Genomic DNA, 4,003 nt, shown 5'->3' on the forward strand with positions numbered 1-4,003 from the left:
GCCTTCCATTGCTGCTAAAGCTTCGCCTAAATATAAATTACTGGGCGATGAATGACGTGAATATAAATAACAACCATCTGCATTGCCTTCAAAAGTATCGAACATGGTTTTTGCGGATAGAAAAGTGTAGGTGGATGCATCTGAAATGGATGGATTTACACCGCCAAATTCGCCAAAGTATTGTAAGTCTTGAATTTTATCTGCAGGATTGAATTTCATATTATTCGTTTTAATTTAGACTCAAAATTAAAAAGATATAGATAATTAATCAACACTATTAAATAAATATAGATTTTATATCTATATTTGAATATAAAATTAGTTTTAAAAACTATTTTAAAATAAACTTTACTTCTTTTTTAGAAAATTTTTAAGTATCATGTTAGATAAAATCGATAAAAAACTAATTAATTTATTACAAAAGGATAGCAAACAGACTACAAAACAGCTATCTCTGCAATTGAATTTGTCTGTTACTGCAGTTTATGAGCGTATTAAAAAATTAGAGAAAGAAAAGGTGATTGAGAAGTATGTGGCTATCATCAATAAAAATAAAATTGGAAAATCTTTTTTGGTATTTTGTCATATAAAATTGGTACAACACTCTAAAGAATATGTAACAACTTTTGAGCGTGAGGTATTACAATTGGCTGAAGTTTCTGAGTGTTTTCATGTGAGTGGAGATTATGATTATATTTTAAAAATTTATGTGGAAAATATGGAGGCCTACAGAGATTTTATGATTACCAAATTAACTGCCATAAAATATATTGGCAGTACTCACAGTATTTTTACTATCGGAAATGTAAAAAACACCACAGAAATAAATCTAGAATAAAATGAAGTCTGTACCTTATAAACTTACCGAACTTTTTATACTGTTTGTATTGATTCCTATAAGTTTTGCAATTGATTATTCTTTAATTTTAAAAATAATTATTGGTGTTTTAGGCTTTGGGTATGTACTGTTTGTTTTGCTAAAAATAGAAAAATTGCGTTTTACAATTCAGAAGAACATCCAATGGAAAAAATTTTGGAAAACTACACTTTTAAAATTTTTAATCATTGCCATATTTACAACGTGTTTTGTTTGGTTTACCAATAAAAATAGTTTATTTACTGTCGTTTTAAACAAACCCAAAACTTGGTTGTTCTTTTTGGTTATTTACACATTATTATCTGTGTATCCTCAAGAATTGTTATTTAGAACTTTCTTTTTTAAGCGATACAAATCTCTTTTTAAAAACGATTATTTGTTCTTATTTATAAACGCAGTATTGTTTTCTTTAGGACATTTATTTTTTAATAACACCATTGTAATTGCAATTACTTTTATTGGTGGACTTTTATTTGCTTTTACATTTTACAAAACAAAATCTACATTCTTGGTTTCTATAGAACATGCCATTTATGGTTGCTGGTTGTATACAGTTGGTATGGGTACTATGTTGGGTTTTCCTGCTTAAATTTAATGCAAAATAAAACCCAAAACGAAAGTTTTGGGTTTTATTTAAAATTTTATTCTACTAAGTTATATTTTAACTAACACTACTTTTTCTGATTCTTTTTGAACTAATTTAGAATAAAAGTCTTTTAAATAAGAATAGTATTGTGGAGCAATAATTGCGCTATTAAATTTTAAAACACAAACGGTATTAATTTTACCTGCTTTTATTGTAGTATTAAATTTAAAAACTCCTAAACCATCTGGCATACCAATTGCCAGAGCTTCTGGAATGCTTTCTACTTTGTATCCTTTAGGTATTTTAATAGAAATAATATTTTTAACGGACCAAGGTGTTGTAAAATCTACAGGAAATTTTCTTTCTTCTAATTTAAAAGGGTTGTTATGCTGAGATAAAAACAACATAGGCTCTATGTATAATTTACCATTAATACCTTCAATTAAATCTTCACTAGAAAATTTTAAATTTCTGATTACTGGTTTTCCAAGTATTTTATCGTTTAGTATTTTAAAATCTTCAACTTCTATATGAAGTCTATCTTCTAAATTAGTAACCACAGATTCTTCTGTTAAGTGGTTGTTATTTTTTCTATAAGTTAATGCATCTAATTTAAAAAATTTAGTTCTAGCTAATCCCTTTACAGTTAAATCTTCGGAAACATCTATCATAATATTATTTTCTTGGACTGCAGAGTTAGTAGCAGTCAATTGAACCCAAGAAGATAAACCATTCGCAGAAATCCTTCTTCCATTCCAATTAAGAGCTCTTTTAGGTAAGATATTTGGAGAACTATAAGGTTCTGTGGCATCTAAAAGTATTATTTGTCCAGTAGTTAATTCTACCAAAGAAATTACATAATTAAAACCATCTATAGTTGGGGAAAAAGGAATCCCATTTGCTCTAGTACTAACCAAAACAGGATCTGCTTTAAGGTTAGAAGATCTAAGCATAGAAGTAAGCATCAAATTAATATCTGCTACATTTCCTGTTCTTTCCTTAAACGCTTTTTTTACACCATCATTTGAAAAGATACCATTATAATTATTCCACTTTATTCTTTCTTTTACATATTGATAAATCGCCAAAACCTTTTCTACTTCAGTATTTTTACCTTCTAAAATTTTTGGCAAAACTTCTTTATAGTAAGATTTTTTATCTAACTCACCTCCAAAGTTACTTGCTTTATAAATTTCTTTACTTACGGACTCCCAAGAATTAGAAAAAGTTTCTGCTAATGTGTTAGGATATCTTGTTCCTACAAGTTCAAATTTAACGCCTCCTCTGTAATTTTTAATATTACTTACAAAGGGCTCATTATCTTTTAATGCAGGTATATTTTCTGCTTGATATTCTGTTTTATGAAATACTAAATCTAATTTACTACTGGACCAAGAGCTATTCGTTGTTGTCCAACCTCCATTTGATCCTGTGGTTTTACGTGTTTCTCTTTCTTTTCTTCTTAAATTAATACTACCATTTCTTTTGGTTTCTTTTGCATTAACCATGTAGTACCCTTTAATTTTTTTAGAAAAAATTAACCATTCTGGAGTTTCTACAGAGTAATCTAATTTTTTAACTGGTATAGAGTATTGAAACTGTAAATCGTCTATGTAATTTGTGTATGGTGATGTAACTTTATATATTATTTCTATAACACTACCCTCTTTTAAATTAGGCATTGTAATCTTTTTAAGGTGCCTAAATTTACTTATTGTTTCATCAAAAATATTTTTATTAGATAATTTTGTTTTATCAATTTTACCTTTACTATTAAGGCTGTAAGTGTAAGCTTTAATAGAAGTTACTTTTTCAGACTTTCCTTTTTCAGGTTTGTAAAAAGGAATTTCAAAGTTAGCATACTTAAAACCTTCTTTATTATAGATTTTTAATCTCACATGAAATTTATTAATAATTTCAAAGCCACTATTATTACTATGGTCATAATAAGTTTGTCTACTCTTGTAAATATACGCAGCATCTGCTGTAGAATCTTTTGGATAAAATGCCTCTTGTAGTTCTTCTTTACTTACTTTACCAAACTTATAGTTTTGTGCAAAATTTATAAATTGAGACATTAGTAATAATGCCAATACTAATTTTTTCATTCTTTGTTATTTTTGGTTGATTGCGATTCTTAAACTCTCGTATTTTGCGATGCTTCTTCTAAAACTTCGATATTTTTTATAATCTTCTTTTGTATAAGTCCCTTCTTTTATAGAAAGTGTTCTTTGATAAATAAAAGAAGTATCGTTTATTTTGGTAAACACAACGTTATAAGTTCCGTATTTAGATTTTATAGTTTTGTTTTCTGGCAAAAAAGTTAGTACGTATTCTTTGGGTATTTGTATTTGGTAGTTATCTACATCTTTATAGCCTCTGTAAATATGTAATGGTAATTTTCTTTTTCTATATCTTTTAGGCACATAGCTATTTTGATTAAACATATTTACTCTAAAAAGATATTCGTTATTACTTATAGACGCATAATTATTGATTGTAAGAGCAATTTTTTCTTTAAAAACAATGCTATCTTTATT

4 protein-coding genes and 1 pseudogene are annotated in these 4,003 nt (G+C 27.3%); 2 read left to right on the top strand and 3 right to left on the bottom strand.

The genetic code is table 11. The features are described 5' to 3' along the window. Positions 1 to 219: pseudogene (locus ACTG3S_RS07065) on the bottom strand (cystathionine beta-lyase); the annotation flags it as partial. A gap of 160 nt (positions 220 to 379) precedes the next feature. On the opposite strand from ACTG3S_RS07065, the gene ACTG3S_RS07070 reads away from it, so the two are divergent. Beyond that, positions 380 to 838 carry an Lrp/AsnC family transcriptional regulator gene (locus ACTG3S_RS07070; RefSeq protein WP_439128656.1) on the top strand — a complete coding sequence of 153 codons (459 nt, stop codon included), beginning with the start codon at positions 380 to 382 and terminating at the stop codon, positions 836 to 838. Position 839: 1 nt separating this feature from the next. Further along, the gene (locus ACTG3S_RS07075; protein WP_439128657.1) at positions 840 to 1,466 is read left to right on the top strand and encodes a CPBP family intramembrane glutamic endopeptidase; all 627 of its coding nucleotides are present in this window, start codon (positions 840 to 842) and stop codon (positions 1,464 to 1,466) included. A gap of 65 nt (positions 1,467 to 1,531) precedes the next feature. Here the strand turns inward: ACTG3S_RS07075 and ACTG3S_RS07080 are convergent, their stop codons facing one another. Together ACTG3S_RS07080 and ACTG3S_RS07085 are read right to left on the bottom strand one after the other, a co-directional pair. After that, positions 1,532 to 3,571, bottom strand: a complete 2,040-nt coding sequence (locus ACTG3S_RS07080; protein ID WP_439128658.1) for a DUF3857 and transglutaminase domain-containing protein — start codon at positions 3,569 to 3,571, stop codon at positions 1,532 to 1,534. A gap of 6 nt (positions 3,572 to 3,577) precedes the next feature. Then, on the bottom strand, positions 3,578 to 4,003 hold a 426-nt coding region (locus ACTG3S_RS07085), incomplete at its 5' end, for a DUF3858 domain-containing protein (RefSeq protein WP_439128659.1).

This window comes from Polaribacter sp., assembly GCF_965656025.1.
In the GTDB taxonomy this organism is placed as follows: Bacteria; Bacteroidota; Bacteroidia; order Flavobacteriales; family Flavobacteriaceae; genus Polaribacter.